The organism is Frisingicoccus caecimuris (assembly GCF_004340975.1).
GTDB lineage: Bacteria > Bacillota > Clostridia > Lachnospirales > Lachnospiraceae > Frisingicoccus > Frisingicoccus caecimuris.
On the sequence record NZ_SLXA01000022.1, the window covers coordinates 1 to 17,673 of the forward strand.

A 17,673-nucleotide genomic window follows, 5' to 3' on the forward strand; every position below is an offset into this window, starting at 1 on the left:
TGATTTTTGCGAATATATTCAAGAAGCCCTTTGCAGCCTTCGCAGACATCCTGATAGGTCACATCAAAATTCCCCGTATACCAGGGATCCGCCACATCCTCCGGACGGCCCGCAAATTCAAGCAGCTTGTGAACCTTCTGCTCCGGATCACTGCCGAAAATCCGCAGCATGTTCCGTATATTCCAACTGTCCATGCCAATCAGATAATCGTAATAAGCATAATCCTTTTTTGTCACCTGTACCGCATGTTTCCCACGGCAACTGATACCTAACGGTTCCAAAATCCTTCGGGTTCCCGGATGGACCGGATTTCCGATTTCCTCCCGGCTCGTCGCCGCCGATGCGATCTCAAAAGAAGAACTTAAACCGGCCTTTTCCACCATATCTTTAAAAACAAACTCCGCCATCGGCGATCTGCAAATATTGCCGTGGCAGATGAATAATACTTTTATCATATATTTAAACTCCTTTGATTATAGGTTTTTCCTTGATTTTTCGACGTTTTTACAACATTTCATTTTCTTTGTTACTGGAATATCTCAGTATAATTTGGCATAAGTTTTCGCCCAAAAGTTGTAAAATTAGTTGTAAAACTATGTGTCATATACAACTTTACAACTCGCTATCACATACCTGTTTCATTTCTTTTTGAATATCCTCAAAATCCAAATGCGTATAAGTATTCAGTGTTACTCCAATATCGGAATGTCCCATTATTTTCTGCAGTGTTTTTGGATTCATTCCCGATTTCGCCATGTTGGAACAAAAGGTATGCCTGCATATATGAGGTGTAATCTTTGGTAGTTCTTCCTTGTAAATCTTGTTGTACTTTTCGCATATATGCTGGAAATACTTTTCCCAATGAAGAGCAACCATTGGCATATCATTTTTATCAAGATACAGGAATCCCTTATAAGAAACTCTGTTCTTATCATAAATAACAGGTTCTTTCTTAGGTTTCTTTCTGTTAGTAATGATAAAGCGAAAACATTCTTGAACTTCCTCAGTCATAGGAACCATTCTTGTGCCACTGTCAGTTTTTGTGGCTTCTATGATGTATTCCATATCCCTCTTTCGTTGTAACTGATGATTAATATTGATTTTTCCATTTTCCAAATCAATATCAGACACGGTCAAGCCTACAAACTCCGATATACGAAGTCCTGTATGAAAAAGGATATAAATTCCTTCATAGTAACGGTTAAAGTGCTTATCCGCTTTGATAAACTCCAAGAATGCTCTTTGTTGTTTTCTTGTAATAGCTTCTCTGGTTACACTGTCATTGACAACCACTGTCGCAAGCTGAAATTCAAATGGATTCTTGCGAATCAAATCATCATCAACTGCCATCTGAAACGCAGGTCTTACCACACCTCTTACAGTATGTATGGTACTGTAACCTCTTCCGTCTGCTTGCAACTTTATCAGCCAACCTTTTGCGTCTGATAATTTTACTTTGTCAATTCGTTTGTTTCCAAATGCTTCTTTCTTGATAATGTTGATTACAAAGTTGTAATTGGCTTCTGTATTGTGCCTTACACCCGTTTTCTGTGAAATGTACTTTTTCACAAGTTCCAAAACTGTCATTCCACCGCCAAGAGAAACAATATCATCTTCCAAATCCTTATGTATCTGCTTTTCCTTATCTCGGAGTGAAACATCGTTTTTTGCACCTTGCGGAACTGTATCGGTCTTGACTAGCTTCCAGCTATACACATATTTTACATTTCCTGCATTATCAATATACTTATACATATAACGCCCATCTTTTCGTTGGCTCTCTCCATTGCGTAAAATACGATTTCTATTATCACGTCTTTTCGCACTCATCAAATCGCTCCTTTCGTATCTTGAAAGAGCCCCGATATGACAAAATGAGTATATCATAATCGGGGCATAATCGCCACATCAGATTTCCTCCAACTCGTCTATGATTTTCTCGAATTGCTTTCGTTTAATCTGAATCCGATTCCCGTTTGTAATCAACCAACTGGCGTTTCTATGTTCATCAGCCAGTCTACGGAGTTTCTTTTCTCCGATACGAAAATACACTGACGCTTCTTCAATCGTTAATGTGTATTTTTCCCATACAGGAATATCCACATTTTTCATATGTAAAGCACCACCTCCCCTTTCTTTGATTTTTAGAAAAGAGATAGAATTGCACTCATAAATCCTCACTTTATTTCTAACTCAAAATTTAAAATGGCTTTTATTATGGCAGTTCGTACCCTGCCTTTTAAATCCATATCAACCACAATCCGCATATTTCCATATTCATCATAACAAGGACGTAAACACGCCTTTGATATGTATGCATTATAATGATTTAAAATCTTTTCCATCGCTATCTCATCACCGTCTACTGCTGAACAGATAATTGAAAATCGTGGACATTTTTGTATACGTTCCATTTTGCTAATCCTCCGTATATTTTTCTCTGATAATATTTAAAGCTCTCATTCTGCTTCGATAAACAGAACATCTTGAAATACCAATAATCTCACCGATTTCTATATCTGACATTTCGAGGAAATAGGACATTAGAACAATGTTTCTCTGCCTTTCGCTCAATGCCTTGATTGCTTCACACAAATGCTCATCAAAAACACGGACTTCCGTTCCGTATACAGGAAACACTGTATATCCCATGGAATATTCATCTATGGTAGCTACAGGGTTTAAATCTGCTTCTGTCACATCACAAAACGGAACTTCATGCTTTGCACGTCTTCCGAGTTCTCTGTAATAATTCTTAACCGTCCTATCTATGACTTTACGGATAAGACAATCAAACTGTAATCTTATTGCTTTTTTAAATGAAGAAGGGGACATAATCTCACCTCCTTCCTGTGAAAATTGTTAAAGCGTGAAGATTCTTACCTCTTTTCGCTCTAACACTCACCACAGAGATGAGATTTGTTACCCTGTCTGTAAAATTGTTTAAAGAAATTTTGAGACAGCAAAAAAGCACAGGAACAACTAATAAATGCTGATCCTGTGCTTTTTTGATAGTTCCTGTTATATGATGTAAAAAACCACATTCAAGGGTGTAAAATGTTATTGAATAAATATATATTTTTTTGACAATAACGGATTTATTAAGAATTGTGTTTTACAATGCTTTATCAAAGCGGCCACCTCCAAGAGCCGCCAAAATAAAACCTGTATTATTCATAGAATTAGGAAAAGAAAAACGACAGCCTTTCAACCGTCGTCCAAATTTATCGTATTCAAAAAAGATACTGTCGGCAACGGTTTTTTTGTTTATTGCCAACAGCAATAGAGTTGAGTTGTATTGATTTTACAGATTATCACATATCCAACTTTTTATCACCTCATCATCTCCATTTCCCATAAATGAATGTTCACTATATTTTGATATAGTCAATGATACAGAATTGGACTTTGCAAAATTTTCTATGATCTGTAAAGATTGCAAATTGTCTTTACATCCATAAAGTATATAGGTTGGATTATTCCATCTTGTTACGGGATTTTTCTTTACATACTGGTAATAATCCCAAGACAGAGTATCAATCGGTGTTGGAATTTCTTTTTTGGTATAAAGCATTTCTTCCGTGATATGAAACCACAGGAACATATTTTTGATGAGATATTCCATATTTACGATCGGAGACAGGAAAAAGCACTTTTCAAAAGTAATATCTTTATATGCCTGCAAACTGAAATATGCACCCAAACTACATGCAAACAAAGATACCGATTTCCAATTAGCAAACGTATAGGCACTTATTTGATGAAGGTCAGAAATGCCATTCCAAATATCACACCTATAATTTTCATCTTTTCTTTCTCCATGTTCCGGTAAGTCAAAACTGATTGTCTGATAGCCTTTATTTTCTGCTATCTGAGCAAAAGTTTCAGCAGACTCCTTATCAGACATTTTTCCGTGAACATAAATGTATACCTTGTCAGATTTCGCTCCCCAGATAATGACCGGAATCTTCCCGATATAAAATTTTGTTGTTTTCATCTTTCATTCATCACCGATTACATCGTATCACCAGAAAATGGCATTCTCAATATACTGTCATTTACAGAAGTGTTTTTTACCTATAAAAATTTTCACCGTGACTTCCTTTTAGATACACGAAAACACAAAAGAGAGGCCGCAAAACTACGACCTCTCGGAAATTATTTCTCATATATGATTTTTCTGATTGAATGAACAGAAAGATAATAGATATCAGCTAATTCATCAACGCTTTTCCCTTGCTGATAATCTTTTCTTATTTTTCTGTTTCTCTGCTCAATCTCATATCTACAACCGCTTAATTCGCCCCATTTCTTTTTGCTGTCTTTTCTTGAGGGAACATAAATATATCCGCCTTGTATATAACTTTGCAATTCTTCAACTAAAGCAATGGGGAGCACCGAATCTGCTTTGATATATTTCATGCAGGCTCACTCCTTTAACTTTTCATCGTCAAATAGCAAAGCCAGCATATAACGCCTTACTACTCCATGCAAATGGCGTTAGTATTTACTGACTTTGCATGGAGTGAAACATCGTTTTTTCTTTTTTTATTCATACACATCGTATCACCATCCCAACTACATTTACATTGATCATTTTAACTGTTCAATATTTCCACTTTGTATAGCACCAATATTTCTTGCGATTCTTTTCTCAGACCAGTTCCACCATTGAATCTCCAAGAGTGCAGAAATGGTTTCTTCTGAAAATCGTTTCTTTATTGGTTTTGCCGGAACACCGCCAACAATCGTATATGGCGGAACATCTTTTGTGACAACTGCACGAGTTCCAACGATTGCTCCGTCTCCAATCGTGACACCAGCTAAAACAACAGCTTCATAACCAATCCAAACGTCATTTCCAATGATAATATCGCCTTTATTATCCCACGCCTTCGTTACGTCTTTTTTCTCTAATTCCCATTCCTCAAAAAATAATGGAAATGGATAAGTGGATAATGAAGATAGTGTGTGATTGGCACTGTTAAAAAGAAATTTTGATCCACAGGCAATGGAACAGAATTTTCCAATCTGCAATTTATCATCGTTTATCGGATAGTGATATAATACATTGTTTTTCTCAAATAACGTCGGGTCATTTACAAAATCATTGTACATTGTAAAATCTCCAACCGTTATATTGGGATTCGTGATTACATGTTTCAAATAAATTGTTTCTTTATCGCCTGTACGGGGATAAATCTGTTTCACTGGAATAGTCATTTAAAATCCTCCTGTTAATGTGAATAATGTCTATTTAACTATTCCAGATAATGCAATGCAGAGTTTCACCGAAACCACCTCTCTTTTAGTTTAAGGACAATTATATACGCTGTTCGATTGGAAAACAATAACCATGTGACATTTCTTCAAAATATCACACACCTCATTAAGTAGTTCAAAGCCTTGTATAATCAGTGTTTCGAGACTTTTTGATACTGTTTCCTATTGTATTTGTACCCCACTGTTAGATAACTGGGGTTACAAGTTGGATTGGCGTACGCCAATCCAACACAGGCTAGTCCGATCCAGCGACTTACGCTCCGCACGCCGCAGGGCGGACTACCTGTTTATCGACATCTTTCACCGTTCATAAAAGCTTACTTTTCTATTTTAGCTTTGACTCAAAAAATGTTGTTAATTCTTCAATTTCTTTATTATTTGCATCAAAAAGGTAATCTACAATTATTGACACTAAATCATCATCACTCTTTCTTATTTGGTGTAATTCATGTTTCAATTCATTATATAACATCTTACCGTTATTGATTTTTTCAATATCAGTGTAAATACCATTCTTAACCTTTATATCATATTCTTTTATTATTATATCAAGTGATTTCCCTTGAAAAAGATAATCATTTAATTCCCTAAACAAAACCGCATCTACATTTTGAATTAATTTATCCAGCAAATATTTTTCAAGACTTTTAATAGGTAAATAATTGGGGGCATTTGAAAAACCCATTCGCTCTTTTTTCAAAAATCCTGATACGCTTTCTCTAATATCTCTATCCAATACAATAAGGATTTTTGTAGTACTCAAGGCTAAATTTGAACGTATGGTATCATAAGCAAAACGTAACACCTCTGTCCATCCTCCAACAGCAATAACTAATACTCTTTTATTCGAAAGCAATCGTTTTTGTCGTAATATTCTCTCTACGATAGCTCTAGCCAATTCATCTTCAACCATAATTATATAATCATGACCATAATTTGACGATTCAAGATTTCTTGTCGCATATACTGGATAGCACGGATTAATAACTTCAATACTTCCATCAACATGACGTTGCAAATAATAAATATTCTCAGCCGGAATACTTCTAATCAATTCTATAGAATGAGTAGAAAAAAGGACAACAGTATTATTTTTTTCTGCAATCTCTCTTAAAAAGAAAACTAATCTTCTAAGTGCTGAAGAATGTAATGCTAATTCAATTTCATCTAAAAACATAAATGCAGGTGTTTCTCCATACACATCCTTCTTTAATCGTTTTTCAAGAGAATTGAGGATAGTCAATAATAAATTTTCACCTGTAGACATATTCAATTGACTTATTAAAGCACCTTTATTTTCATAATAGTAAGGAAGTCTTTGTAATCCCATATTTTTTGCAACATCATATCTCAACACATATAAATTTTGATAATACTCTTCATCGTCATGAAGAATATTACCAAGACTTTTTTCACAAAATCAGAAGCCTCCTCGAGCTGATTTTTATCAATTAATGCCAACTTTCCCAATAACGAATAATCTATATCTTTAAATCGGTTACCAAAAACTATACTGCCTTCATAAAAACCCGTTATTCCAAGAAAACTTCTTTTGGATGGTGCTTTCCACTTTCCATTTACTTCCTTAACACTTCGATTTTTTCCATCAAAAGAAAAATTTATATATGCTCCTTCTCTAGGATTACCAAAATAGTCATAAAAAGAAGGCACATAAAAAGATGCCGCTGCACAGGATATCACTGTACTCTTCCCTGATCCATTCTCACCAGTTAATGCATATAATCCTTTTTCAGTAGGTATTTCAAATTCAAAATCATCTATATTTTTTACATTATGAATCTTAACATTTATTCCCATTTCTAATCTTCTCCCCTTGAAATTGTATTCTTTTATATAGAATTTATAATCAATGTGCTTTATATTTTCATATACTATTAATTATATTATCACATCGGAACATCTTTCAAAAGTTGTAAACGTGCTGCAAAATTCATTTGCTCCATCTAAGACCTCACCTAAACTAAAGAAATTTCATCCAATCAGCATGTCCTGCCGTGGCAGATAAATAATACTTTTATCATATATTTAAACTCCTTTGGTTATAGGTTTTTCCTTGATTTTTCGGCGTTTTTACAACTCATCTACTGAAAGAAGTCCCCTTTTTTACTGTCCGCATTTAGGGATTTCTTCCCTTCTGCTTGTGTCCATTTTATAGGGTATAGTTTAAGCTTGATAAATTAGGGCCATCCCTATAGCTCCAGGTGCTATAATCCCCTGATTAAGCAATAAATGAAACTGCTCATAAATATTTTGCATGTCGCTATAGCTGAAATTTCTCGTACTATACGCATTCAACAATATTATAAATAAGTTCAGACCGGCTCATTTGTATACAAACACCTTTCTTCCTCTTGTCTTCTTTTATTCTCTTGTCCAGCGCCCAGAACTTGTCCGATGGAGCGGCATCACTGCTTAACAGTTCTATATATTCTTTATTCAGCCTATCCATATAATTTTCCTGCCAGCCTGCAATCTTATCTCCGAAAAGCGTCCAGTCCATTTTTGTAAATCTTTGTTCCTGCACAATAGAACCCTCCCGGTAAAATAACATGATTCTCTGCTTTCCGTATCCCCGGCCTGCATATTCAGGACCAAGTGTGATACAGGTATCCTGATAAATATGCGGCCGGATTTTCTCAACTCCTGCAAATCCAATTGCCTCACCGCTTTTTTATCATAAACCAGATATGTATCATGTGTTTTCTGATAATTTATTGTTTTCTGCATCCGGACTTTTGCATCCTCTACGCTCGTTGTTATACGTCAGGCCATAAACTTTGCGGTCTCCGATTCTGACCAGACGTTTCGGTACATCTCCTTCCAGTCTTCAAACTCTGCTTTTTTAAGCAGCAGATCATTTGTCTCCATAGATAACAAAAGCCATCCTCCCTTTCATTTCCATATATTAAATCTGGCAGCCCCATTGCTTTTCATATTTTCAAAGCCTCTACAGCCAAATCGCCCAATCTCCATAATGAAACGTACCGCTGCCATGATGAAGTTTTCCGCTCTTCTTTAAGTTTTTGAATGCATCTGACATCCTTTCTAAAATTTCCGGCTGGATGTCAAGGGAATGGTGCGCGGGAAATACTCTTTTCACAGGAAGCTCTGCAACCTTTTCAAGTGAGTCAAGATAGGCCTCCGGATCAGTGGAAGGATAATAGGCCAATAGTGTATCTTTATAGACCAGATCCCCCGTAAAAAGATATCCTCTTTCTCTCTCCCAAAAACACATGTGTCCTGGTGAATGTCCGGGAGTATGTAAAACCTCAATGGTTCGTCCTCCTATATCAATCTCATCTTTATCCTTCAAAACTCTTGTTGGCATTCCCTGAAAAATGGTATAGGTATCAATATCATAATTTTCAGGCAGCTCACAGCGATCAACCACCATGTTTTTAACGGTTTCTATTGACAATGGGAATTTTCCCGTAAGCCATTCTAATTCTTCTCCATGCGCATAAAAATCAGGAAAATATTTATGTCCCCCAATATGATCCCAATGAATATGGGTTGCAGCCGCAGTGACAGGTTTATCTGTCAGTTTTATAACCTCGTCGAAAATATTGCATATTCCTAAACCCGTATCGATCAGCAGGCTGCGCTCACTGCCGTTCAGCAGATAACAGTGCGTTTCCTCCCAGTGGCGGTATTCACTGATAATGTAAGTATCACCGTCTATTTTGTCTATGGTAAACCAGCCGCTCATTCTTTGTACCCCACAATCACGGCCTTCGCCCAATTCAGCAGCAGTGTTGACATTTCCTCAAACCTCACACTGCCCCCGTTTTTTAATCCGCGTTCCGTCTCAAGAACAGCCGACGGCGGATTGATTGCCTTTCGCAGCTCGACCTTCGATTTGATATATTTTTCTGTCTCATAAAAGTAAACCGCCTGTATCACAAAGACCGCCTGTTTAAAAAGCGAGCACAGAATATCATTGCTTTTCTCATGGACGAAGTTATGCACACAAGCATGATAGATGTTACACGCGCCTATTCGTATTGCCCGTTTGACATCTTGTTTGTCTATCCTTTCAAGAAGCAGATCAAGAGAGCCTTTTATAGGCGTAGTGTCATAATAAAATTGAAACAGATCGGAAGTCTCCCAATTCAAAAGCTCCTCTTTTCCCGAAACAAAGCCGCAGACAAGCTCTCTGTGCGGCATTGTATCAAGCATGTCACGGTAAACTTTCAGATCGTTTATCCGCAATTCATCCAGTATCACGACTATATCGATATCGCTGGTATCGGTCGCCTCGCCACGACCGTAGCTGCCCTGCAGTCCAATAAACCACACACGGTCGGCAAAGGTCTGTTCCACTCTTTTCTCAAATGTATTCACCCAAGCTTTTATATCAATCATAAATCAATTTAATCCTTTCTTCTGGTATCCACTACTTATACTAACTACCTATTCGGTATAACTGCAATAGCTTCAGGGGCACACTTATTCACTTCATGTCCACCCTATTAAAATCATATCGATGTTCTTTATACACGCGCTGTCCCCAGCTATACTCAATCACTTCCCCCAAACACTCAATGCCCGGATATTTTTTCAGCTTATTTAAGAATCCGTCAAAGTCCTCTTCCTCAAAGCACAATTCCATATTATTAGGTTTTGTCAACACACTTTGGTAAATGATTTTCACCAATCCATCTAAAGTTCTGCGATTTTCTCTCTTTCAGCTTTTCCAAAGATAATCATAAACCCAATGCAGTTTTGTCTCGCATATAACGCACAAAGTGTTTTACCACCTCTGCAATACTTATATTCATACGTCCATGCTTTGCCGCCTTTATTCCAAATACAGTCCATATCGTATTTTTCATCTATCATGATACATATTTTCTGCCACACGTCATATAATGATGACCCGACTAACGCCGCCAACTCTTCTGTGCTCGGTATTTTATCAAGCATAATAAAAAACCTCCCTTGAAATTCTATTCGTTCAACCGACCACTACTTTTCCCATGACTTCCCCTTAATTCAGAAAGATATTCTCTTGAAATTATTTTTTCTTACGGAGCTTTAATTCGATATTCTTTTGCTTTTTTCAGATCAGCTTTTCGGTTTCGGTGAGTAATAAATGAGTCAAAATCATCTATATGCTTATACTTCTCACAAGGGTACTCACTATACTGAAAACAATATTCCACCCCATCATGCTCTAAACTACACTTTGCAATTTTACAGGATTGATTTCCCTCTCCACCACCGCAGCCGGGACAATATTTATTCAAGTGCATAGGACACAAGCCGCAATTCAAACCACAAAGGGAAAATAACTGATTTTCTCTATGAAACCCTTTCATACGCTGTACCTCCAATTCATTCCGGGGAAGTCCAACTCACACAAATGTTTTTCTCAATTCTTCCATATCGTTTTCAATAAGTGGACGCATACTTTCCTTATATTTGTCCAGATTCAATGTCCTTAGTTTTTCTTCTATTCTTCCGCATAAATCAGGTTTATAAAGAATTGCGGTATGAAGCGCAGATAAGCATTGCCTTACTGCGGTAGGCTTGTCATCATCTAATATTGTAAGCAGTTCATCTATATGATGTTCCAGTTTATTTTTTGAATCCCACTGTGCTTGTGCGCAGCACATACGGAAACCTCTTACACGCACAAATGAACTTCTATGAGAAAGCAGTTCCAGGTATTTCTCAAAATAGCTATACAACTCATCTGATTTCGCAGACGCAGCTTCAAGTTCCAACAGAAATCTATAAGCAGCAGTGTTATTCTTATCTTGTAATTTTTCAATAATATCCATGATACTTCTCTCCGTTAAATCCAAATCTGTCATTGTTCTTCATTCTATCATATAATAAAAAATTTCCCTACCTATTTCGCATACCGCACTTCTATTTCATAATCTCCCCCGCCATACTCCACCTGCATTCTACTTCTGTAATTGCTTATGAATTTTAATAAATTCATAAGCAAAGGCTACAGCCTCACAAGTTAATTTCTCACACAAATGCGGAGGATCATTCGGTGTAAAACCATTCGGACGTAAATCATAGCATCTTAACGATTTGAATTTTTGATTGAATGCCTCTGCATAATCATAACATAAAGAAATAATTGTTTCTTCATTTTTGCCAAGCTGACTAAAATAAATACCCAGAAACATCAGTCCCCCTTCAACCAGTCCACACTGTGCCCGAAATCCACCTGCGCCGTGCAATCCAATCGCAGAACTCAACGTTTGAGAATCAAGTCTTACATCAAATAATTCTCCCAAGCATATCAATATTGCTCTTGCACAATTTACATCCTCTTTCCAATATAATTCATGTACTCTTTCTTGTATAAAATCCATATCCATACTCCTTCAAAATTTTTGACACTCAACACCAGTCATTAAGTACCTTAACTTCATTTCTACCTAAATGCCTGAATTTTTTGTTTCAGTAAATTGCCCATTTATTTCTTGCGATTATTTTTCCACGCTTTGTAAATGGCATTACCTACCGGAAGCAAAATGCAGATGAAAACAAACCATTGTGGAAAATGCATCATATCTCCCCCCTTCTATATCAAATTAAACACTGCTGCAATGATACATATAACAGTGATACACAGTGCAGCCAAAATTCTCAACAGTGAAAAACTATACAGCTTATCCGGTTGTTCAATGTCATAGCGTATTGTAACCGAGCTCCCGATTTCTGCCGTCATAGGAACCTGCACACGATTTTTGGAAGTAACGTTTCTTCCGTCTACCTTATAGCTGACTTTCGCCCATTTTGAATTGCGCGCTTTCTCTGTCTCTGGATTTGGTGATGTAATAGAGATAATCGTTCCTACCGTCTGAGCCGTCCTATTACGTTTTATCAAAAAACAGATACCGTTAAAAATGGCGAACGCAAGGGAAACCACTGCAATAAGATAAAGAAAAATAATATCGCCAGTCAATTTATTTCGCCTCCAGTCTTATTCCAAATCTGTTCCCTTATAAAATTCCACAGATACGCCGGCCGATGCAATCAGTATCATAAGACCGATCAGGATAATTCCGCCATATAAAAGCGCAGGAGGCAATGCGTTGAGAAAATCCAGATTTACACCGTCCTCCATTTTAAGCAGTTGTGGAAAAACAAAGGGAGAGGTCATAATGATAGCCACAAAGGCAAATTTTGTTTTTTCATATCCCAGTTTGTACTGTACAGGAAGATAAACACCAAGAAAGATCGCAAGCACAAGAAACATGAGTATCGGCATCTCAAAATGAAAATCTCCCAGTTCCGCAAAGATACAAGTTTCTATCCAGAAAATCACACAGCAAACAGCATAAATCACCAGACAAAAGACGTATTTGGACAAAACAAACAACTTGCGGGGATATGGCATAGCGCATAGCAGGGTGGATGCTTTCGGGTATTGGTATTCTTTCAGGGAAACATACTGCAAAAGCATAAAAATTGCAAAAATAGCAGACAAGACAAAGCTCATAGGCCCGGCGTATTCAGAAACACGCCATACCATAAAAGGCGGTATGATAACACAAACCACAAACATGAGCAAAACATACTTTTTCACGATTAGGAAATCCTTTTTAACCAAATGGAATAACATCTTTTTTCCCTCCTTCGATGCTGCCCAGCATAATGTCCTCAATCGTAGGACGTTCTATCATTATGTCTGGAATACATTTTTGTACTTCTGTAATTTGTTTCGTAATTCCAGTGAAACCAAATGTTGTTTCAGAAATGCTGACAAAAAGTTTGCGGGTATCTGTATTAAGACTCCGTATATCCCCCTTCACAATGCGGTAACTATCCAGCAGAGAATCTTTTTCCTCCTGAAACACGATGCGCCCATTGTCAATCATGATAAGCATATCTGCAATCTTATCCAAATCAGATGTAATATGGGTAGAAAAGAATACACCTTTACCGCCATTGCCCATATAGTCAGTTAGGATCTTTAAAAGCTGGCTGCGAATCATGGGATCGAGGCCGCTGGTCGGTTCGTCCATTATCAGCAGTTCTGCTTTGTGTGAAAGGGCTAATGCCAAAGCATATTTCATTTTCATGCCTTTGGAAAGGGTGTTAATTTTTTGCTTTGGATTTAGAGAAAATTGCTCCAAATAGTTTTTGAAATCCTGTTCACACCACGATGTATAAGCCGGAGCAATCACATTTTTCATTTCATTCAGGCTCAATTCATCATAAAAACACCCATCATCTAAAACAATACCGATACGGTCCTTGATTTGCTGTTCATCCTTTTCCATATCCATACCAAAAAACTGAATGTGGCCGGATTCCCGGCTTGTAAGTCCTAATATTGTTCGTAATGTTGTTGTCTTTCCCGCGCCATTAATGCCAATAAATCCCGTAATGCACCCTTCTGGAAGGGAAAAAGTGACATCTCTTAAAGAAAAATCACCATACGATTTATTCAAACCTGAAACATTCAAAATCGAATCCATTTCAATCCTCCTCATATAAAATGTCCATCATGGCATTTAGTTCCTCTTTGCTAATGTTAAGCGATTTTGCAGTCTGTATCATATCCTGCATTTTCTGTTCCACAAGGCGGCGTTTGGAATCCCGCAGCAAATCGATATTGCTCGTTGACACAAAGGTACCTTTGCCCACTTGACTTGTGACAAATCCTTCTTGCTCCAGTTCGTCATAAACCCGCCGTATCGTCAACACGCTAACCTTCAGGTCGTTGGCAAAAGCGCGAATAGATGGAAGCGAATCGCCCTCAACCAATTCTTCTTTCAGAATCGCATCTTTGATCTGGTCTTTGATTTGCTGGTAAAGTGGACTGCCGGAAATGTTTGATATCAGTATCTTCACAAAATTTTATCCCTCCCCCTTAATGTGATGTTATTATATACACGCCATACACTATAAGCACAAGATTGTCAATAGAATTCTATGTATCCAAGCAGCTTAGTATATACGATAAAATCCCCCGAAACAGTTCTTTTTACTGTTTCAGGGGATCACCTTATCCCGCAAACTTATATCCTCTTCCGATAACCCGTCCGGGTCATATCCGGGTTCTTTCATTCAGCCGTTCAATAATACTGGTCTTTGTGATCTGCTTATAGAGAACAGCGGGAATAGCAACCGTCAGCGCAATTAAAAATGGATACACGATCAACACAGGCCACACAACAAAGCGGTAGGTAAAGAACCATATCCCGTTTGTAATACCCCGAACAACAATCATGGAGAACAAGGTGCCAAAAACAACGGATGCCAGCATTGTGCCGATTGCATAATAGAAACCCTCATATGACAGCATGCGCCTTAATTGATTGCCTGTCATGCCGATACTTTGCAGCATAGCAAATTCTTTTCGTCGGGTAATCATGCTCGTCAATACAGAATTTACAAAGTTTGCAATCCCAATAAAGCCAATTATAATGCTCAAAGCCCCTCCAATCGTGACAATCAAAGAAGTAAGGTTATCGAAAGAATCGATATAGGTTTCTTTGGAATCAAAATCCATGTTCGGCTCAATATTCTCAACATAGCTGTTTAAAAACTCGCCCATTTCCGTTTCTGCACCATCGTTTACATTGAATGGGAAACTGACCAGGTGGGGATTATCGCACAACGGAAGATAGTTCTCCGTTGGCATATAAAACCTGGCAGCTCCGGTACTGCGCGTAGTATCCGTGTTTTCATTTATGCGGACTTTTGCCATAATCATGAAATCATATTCGCCATCTTCAGAACCGGAAAGCCCATCCATTATGATATGATGGAACCGTATGCTATCGCCTGCATTGACAGCCGGGTTGTCGATGATATTGCCATTATCATCGCATTCAACACCAAGCAGAACATACTTTCCGGTTTTAAGAGCTTCCCAATCAATGCTCCCCTCTACAACTTCCATATTGTTCAGCAGGAAATCATCAGCGCCGTACAGATCAACAAGAGGATTCCCATCCTCGTCTGTGTTATATCCTCCAAAGGCCTCACTTTCAACAGAAAATGATTCTTCAAGCATCCGGGAAGTATACAGTCTGCCGCCATCTTCAAAACTGCTGCTTTGTCTGACAGCTTCTACAAAAGACTCTGAAAGATCATTTTCGCTCGTTTCAAAGCGGAATTGAAAATAGTCTGCGGCAGAGATCACGAAATCTGTATTTACAAATTTGGCAATATACTTATCAATATCAAAACCGCTGGATAATGTAAATACCGTATTGAACAGCACAAGACTTACTGTCATGGATATCATCACAAGCACGGTACGTTTCCGGTTTCGGCCCAGATTTGCCAGCGCCATACGATGGATTTTTGCCCCATGTGCAGACTTCCTATCCACCACTTTTTTCATACGGAATGCCGGCATATCGTTTCCCGTATATCGGATTGCCTCGATTGGCGATACTGTTCCGGCAACTTTGGCTGGTTTTCTCACACTAACAAATACCGTGAAAAGAGCAAATGCAGCAGAACCTATAAAAATAACAGGATTTATCGTTACCTTAATTCCGGCGTTGACAGTGTAGATCGTACCATTCATTAAGAATGGCACTAACGCACGTCCTACAAGAAAGCCGATCAGCAGGCCAATCGGAATACTGATCAAAGACAATGTGAATGCCTGGCGGTTAATCAGTTTCTTAATCTGTCTTTTGGTAGTCCCCAGCGTCTTGAGCTGTCCATAGGATTGAATATCCTGAATTACAGAAATTTGAAAAATGTTGTAGATGATCAAATACCCCGTGACGATAATCAGCAGGATACCAACACCTCCGAAAATAAACATGGACGGATTTTTCAAAATACTGCTGCCTTGATAAGCAGGGCTGACACGTGCGATGATATAATTGTCGTCTTTGGGGCTTCCGCCCATCAAATCACAGGTATATCCTGTTTCAGAAAGAAGCCGATTCAGCTTTGCGTCAATGTCACCGCTGCCCTTGAACATGATATACGCCGATACGATACCGGAGTAGTCATTATCTACCGGATAGGTATAGACCAGAAGATCTGCATGACGGTCAATAAAAGCTTTCGATACAATGAACCGCCCGATATTGCTCAAACTGTCTGTTTCCCAAAAGCCGCATAAAACAAAGTCTTCCGTATATTCATTGCCCTTCATATCGTAGGTCAGGGTAATGGGTGTACCAATCTGAGCCGGCACCCCCAGTGCATCCAGAGTTCTTGTATCTGCAATAATTTCATTTTCAGCTACAGGCCTATGACCTGTTGTCGGTTCATAGCGCGCAAACTCCAGTGCCGTATCATCCATGTACCACAGGTCAGAACGCCACTTTTCCAGTCCCGGATTTTTCAGCCGATAGGAGACAGCTTTCGTATAAGCAATACGATCAATCATGGCATTTCCCTGAATATCGTTATAGACATCATCGCTGATATAATTTAGAACAGCCTGCCCATCTCCTCCGGCTTTCCTGATATTTTGATCCTGAACCGTATCCAGAAGCCCGGAACCCAGGGTAAAGATCGTTGTAAACAGTGTAGTAGTCAGAATAATTGCAATCATTGCAATCACATTTCTGCTCTTGCTTGCTTTGAAATAGCAGTTTGACAGCCTCCTGATGATAGTGCGGTTATTATTGCCAAATAGAATATCATTCATGATCTGCGCCCCCTTACTCTGAAATCCTGCCATCCTCAATACGGATAATGCGGTCTGCAAGCTGGGCGACTTCATTGTTATGCGTGATCATGATAAGAGTCTGATGAAATTTGCTGCTCGTTACCTTCAAAAGACCTAAAACATCACTGCTCGTCCGGCTGTCCAGGTTGCCGGTCGGCTCATCAGCCAGAACAATGGCAGGTTTGGAAACAAGAGCGCGGGCAATCGCAACACGCTGCTGCTGACCGCCGGACAAATGCCCCGGCATATTTGTGAGTTTGTCACCCAGCACCAACATCCGAACAACTTCATCCATAAAGGCTTTGTCTACGGTATCACCATCTAATTCAACAGGAAGGACAATGTTTTCATAGACGTTCAGGACAGGGACAAGATTGTAATTCTGAAAGATAAAACCGATATTACGGCGGCGGAAAATGGTTAGCTGCTCGTCATCCAACTCAGCCAATTCTTTTCCTTTGACCTTGACGCTGCCAGAAGTTGGCACATCCAAGCCGCCCATCATATTGAGCAGCGTTGATTTACCACTGCCGGAAGTTCCCACAATGGCTACAAATTCCCCTTCCTTAATGGAGAGGGAAACACCATCCAGCGCCTTTGTGATATTCGGCTCGGTTCCATAATACTTTCTGAGATCAGTCGTTTCTAAGATATTCATGGGAATACCATCCTTTCGTTTTAATAGGTCTATTGTAACGACCAATTCTCACAGAAATGTCACCAGATGCTTGATTTTATCTGCT

24 protein-coding genes and 1 pseudogene are annotated in these 17,673 nt (G+C 38.5%); all 25 read right to left on the bottom strand.

The window, feature by feature from the left end; translation table 11 throughout:
• Positions 1-455 (bottom strand): low molecular weight protein-tyrosine-phosphatase (locus EV212_RS13070; RefSeq protein ID WP_132094345.1); only part of this gene is annotated, 455 nt, incomplete at its 3' end.
• A gap of 157 nt (positions 456-612) precedes the next feature.
• Positions 613-1,830, bottom strand: coding sequence for a tyrosine-type recombinase/integrase (locus EV212_RS13075; RefSeq protein ID WP_132094348.1), 1,218 nt, complete (start codon positions 1,828-1,830; stop codon positions 613-615).
• A 78-nt stretch (positions 1,831-1,908) separates the two neighbouring features.
• A complete protein-coding gene (locus tag EV212_RS13080; RefSeq protein WP_132094351.1) occupies positions 1,909-2,112 on the bottom strand; it encodes an excisionase in 204 nt (67 codons plus the stop codon).
• A 65-nt stretch (positions 2,113-2,177) separates the two neighbouring features.
• A complete protein-coding gene (locus EV212_RS13085) occupies positions 2,178-2,414 on the bottom strand; it encodes a helix-turn-helix domain-containing protein (protein WP_132094354.1) in 237 nt (78 codons plus the stop codon).
• Positions 2,415-2,418: 4 nt separating this feature from the next.
• A complete protein-coding gene (locus EV212_RS13090; protein WP_132094357.1) occupies positions 2,419-2,835 on the bottom strand; it encodes a sigma-70 family RNA polymerase sigma factor in 417 nt (138 codons plus the stop codon).
• Positions 2,836-3,115: 280 nt separating this feature from the next.
• The gene (locus EV212_RS13525) at positions 3,116-3,277 is read right to left on the bottom strand and encodes a hypothetical protein (protein ID WP_165873387.1); all 162 of its coding nucleotides are present in this window, start codon (positions 3,275-3,277) and stop codon (positions 3,116-3,118) included.
• A 27-nt stretch (positions 3,278-3,304) separates the two neighbouring features.
• On the bottom strand, positions 3,305-3,907 hold the full coding sequence (locus tag EV212_RS13095) for an alpha/beta hydrolase (RefSeq protein ID WP_243115566.1): 603 nt from the start codon (positions 3,905-3,907) through the stop codon (positions 3,305-3,307).
• Between the two features lie 251 nt (positions 3,908-4,158).
• Positions 4,159-4,422 carry a CD3324 family protein gene (locus tag EV212_RS13100; RefSeq protein ID WP_021985835.1) on the bottom strand — a complete coding sequence of 88 codons (264 nt, stop codon included), beginning with the start codon at positions 4,420-4,422 and terminating at the stop codon, positions 4,159-4,161.
• Between the two features lie 171 nt (positions 4,423-4,593).
• Complete coding sequence (locus EV212_RS13105; protein WP_132094363.1) at positions 4,594-5,223, bottom strand: CatB-related O-acetyltransferase; 630 nt, start codon at positions 5,221-5,223, stop codon at positions 4,594-4,596.
• Positions 5,224-5,608: 385 nt separating this feature from the next.
• Complete coding sequence (locus tag EV212_RS13110) at positions 5,609-6,613, bottom strand: AAA family ATPase (RefSeq protein WP_207669131.1); 1,005 nt, start codon at positions 6,611-6,613, stop codon at positions 5,609-5,611.
• 20 nt (positions 6,614-6,633) lie between these two features.
• Positions 6,634-7,101 carry an ATP-binding protein gene (locus tag EV212_RS13115; RefSeq protein WP_132094369.1) on the bottom strand — a complete coding sequence of 156 codons (468 nt, stop codon included), beginning with the start codon at positions 7,099-7,101 and terminating at the stop codon, positions 6,634-6,636.
• A gap of 484 nt (positions 7,102-7,585) precedes the next feature.
• A complete protein-coding gene (locus EV212_RS13120) occupies positions 7,586-7,828 on the bottom strand; it encodes a multidrug transporter (protein ID WP_243115567.1) in 243 nt (80 codons plus the stop codon).
• 423 nt (positions 7,829-8,251) lie between these two features.
• Positions 8,252-9,013 (bottom strand): MBL fold metallo-hydrolase, encoded by a 762-nt coding sequence (locus EV212_RS13125; protein ID WP_132094404.1) that lies wholly within the window; start codon positions 9,011-9,013, stop codon positions 8,252-8,254.
• Complete coding sequence (locus EV212_RS13130) at positions 9,010-9,669, bottom strand: nucleotidyltransferase domain-containing protein (RefSeq protein WP_132094375.1); 660 nt, start codon at positions 9,667-9,669, stop codon at positions 9,010-9,012. Before EV212_RS13130 ends, EV212_RS13125 begins: the two co-directional genes overlap by 4 nt.
• 88 nt (positions 9,670-9,757) lie before the next feature.
• Entirely contained in the window at positions 9,758-9,958 is a 201-nt protein-coding gene (locus EV212_RS13135; RefSeq protein WP_243115568.1) for a glyoxalase/bleomycin resistance/dioxygenase family protein, read from the bottom strand.
• Between the two features lie 8 nt (positions 9,959-9,966).
• Positions 9,967-10,230, bottom strand: a complete 264-nt coding sequence (locus EV212_RS13140; protein ID WP_132094378.1) for a DUF3788 family protein — start codon at positions 10,228-10,230, stop codon at positions 9,967-9,969.
• Positions 10,231-10,340: 110 nt separating this feature from the next.
• A pseudogene (locus tag EV212_RS13145) lies at positions 10,341-10,625 on the bottom strand (DUF3795 domain-containing protein); the annotation flags it as partial.
• 36 nt (positions 10,626-10,661) lie between these two features.
• A complete protein-coding gene (locus EV212_RS13150; RefSeq protein WP_132094381.1) occupies positions 10,662-11,090 on the bottom strand; it encodes a hypothetical protein in 429 nt (142 codons plus the stop codon).
• Positions 11,091-11,219: 129 nt separating this feature from the next.
• The gene (locus tag EV212_RS13155; protein ID WP_132094384.1) at positions 11,220-11,642 is read right to left on the bottom strand and encodes a C-GCAxxG-C-C family protein; all 423 of its coding nucleotides are present in this window, start codon (positions 11,640-11,642) and stop codon (positions 11,220-11,222) included.
• A 212-nt stretch (positions 11,643-11,854) separates the two neighbouring features.
• Positions 11,855-12,238, bottom strand: a complete 384-nt coding sequence (locus tag EV212_RS13160; RefSeq protein ID WP_132094387.1) for a DUF3592 domain-containing protein — start codon at positions 12,236-12,238, stop codon at positions 11,855-11,857.
• Between the two features lie 18 nt (positions 12,239-12,256).
• Positions 12,257-12,898 carry an ABC-2 transporter permease gene (locus EV212_RS13165; protein WP_132094390.1) on the bottom strand — a complete coding sequence of 214 codons (642 nt, stop codon included), beginning with the start codon at positions 12,896-12,898 and terminating at the stop codon, positions 12,257-12,259.
• Complete coding sequence (locus EV212_RS13170) at positions 12,879-13,757, bottom strand: ABC transporter ATP-binding protein (RefSeq protein ID WP_132094393.1); 879 nt, start codon at positions 13,755-13,757, stop codon at positions 12,879-12,881. Before EV212_RS13170 ends, EV212_RS13165 begins: the two co-directional genes overlap by 20 nt.
• 1 nt (position 13,758) lies before the next feature.
• Positions 13,759-14,133: a GntR family transcriptional regulator gene (locus EV212_RS13175; protein ID WP_132094396.1), complete on the bottom strand. Its 375-nt coding sequence runs from the start codon at positions 14,131-14,133 to the stop codon at positions 13,759-13,761.
• Positions 14,134-14,329: 196 nt separating this feature from the next.
• Entirely contained in the window at positions 14,330-16,909 is a 2,580-nt protein-coding gene (locus tag EV212_RS13180; RefSeq protein WP_132094399.1) for an ABC transporter permease, read from the bottom strand.
• Between the two features lie 13 nt (positions 16,910-16,922).
• A complete protein-coding gene (locus tag EV212_RS13185) occupies positions 16,923-17,588 on the bottom strand; it encodes an ABC transporter ATP-binding protein (protein ID WP_132094401.1) in 666 nt (221 codons plus the stop codon).
• Positions 17,589-17,673: the final 85 nt, after the last annotated feature.